Annotated in this window: 2 protein-coding genes; both read right to left on the bottom strand. The window is 32.3% G+C overall.

Annotated features, from left to right (window positions below):
• Positions 1-392: thiamine pyrophosphate-binding protein (locus FZ949_RS09175; RefSeq protein WP_262367797.1), on the bottom strand; the 392-nt coding region annotated here is incomplete at its 3' end.
• Positions 392-1,504 (bottom strand): phosphoenolpyruvate mutase (gene aepX, locus FZ949_RS09170; RefSeq protein WP_148790368.1); only part of this gene is annotated, 1,113 nt, incomplete at its 5' end. The genes FZ949_RS09175 and aepX, both read right to left, overlap by 1 nt.

Genomic DNA, 1,504 nt, shown 5'->3' with positions numbered 1-1,504 from the left:
ATCTGGCTGTTATATCCATATGTAGATATAAGAGACGGCAATCCTGTTGCTAGATGCTCATGTTGTATTTCACTATCTCCATCACTATACGTTCTCCAACTAGATAAAATCGGAAAAGTAATATTATATGGTTTTAATAGGCTGGTAATGCAACTACCCATGTTTGTAATACCACTGGACTGGACTAATACAATTGGCTTTTTATCTGCCATTTTTAAACCAGATGCTATACTGCAAGCAACTGCCTCACTGGCACATGGGACATACTCAATATTCGGATTATTTATTGCCTCATTTATAACATATTTTATAAAACTACATGGAACAACGCAAAGATGTGTATATCCGTTCGCTATTAATCTACTAATAAAATCTCTTGTATCAAGTGCCATTATTTTGTACCTGGTATCAGTTCTAAAATAGCCTTTATGGGCATACAGTCAGGTTCTGCTTCAAGCGACCTTTTATGTTTTAAAATAGACTTTGCAACCTTCATCATACCTGGATAAGCAGCCCTTAACATATGGTTTGCATATATCACAACATTTACCCCCATTTCAGAAAATTCATCTATTGTAACAGTATTAAATGATGTTGGAACAACTACTATAGGGGTACTATTGTCTTTTTGTCTAAACTCTTTTATAAAATTTATTATTTCAGTTGGGTCTTTTTTTCTTGAATGTATCATTATTCCATCTGCGCCAGCATCTATATATGCAAAAGCTCTTTTTAGAGCATCTTCCATACCTTTATCCAAAATTAAGCTTTCAATTCTAGCAATAATCATAAAATCATCTGTAATTTGTGCCTTTTTGCCAGATTTGATTTTATAACAGAAATTTTCTACAGTATCTTGTGTCTGCTCTACTTCTGTTCCAAAGAGAGAATTTTTCTTTAATCCAGTTTTATCCTCAATAATTACAGCGCTAACTCCAATTCTCTCTAATGTTTTAACAGTAAATTCAAAGTGTTCCGGTTTTCCTCCAGTATCTGCATCATATATAAGAGGCTTTGTTGTTACTTCAAAAATCTCATTTATGGTTGTTAACCTGGCTGTAGTATCTACAGCCTCAATATCTGGTTTGCCTTTTGAGGTAGAATCAGTAAGTGAACTAGACCACATACCATCAAATGTTACAATCTCTCCATCTTCTAGTACTTCACTAGCATTTTCAACAATAAGACCGCTTAAAGCATTATGAACCTCAAGTATTTTTAAAACTTTTTTTGCTTTTAGTAGTTTTTTTAACCTGCTTTGTCTGGCAGTAGATGTTATGCCTAATTTTCTAATATTTTCCTTTACTTTTATTTCATTTATATCATGACTATAAGGCACTTCTATTAATTTTCCATTCCATTGTCTTAATAATTCTAAAGCCTCTGTACGATATTTTTTTTGATAACCAAATTGCCAATCATCACCATGAATAACACAATCTGGTTGTATTTTTAACAAATTATCTTTAAAACTTGCACTATCTTGTGGAACAATATTTTTTAT

This window comes from Campylobacter concisus (assembly GCF_902460545.1).
Lineage (GTDB): Bacteria > Campylobacterota > Campylobacteria > Campylobacterales > Campylobacteraceae > Campylobacter_A > Campylobacter_A concisus_AE.
This window is presented reverse-complemented; position numbering and strand designations above follow the sequence as displayed.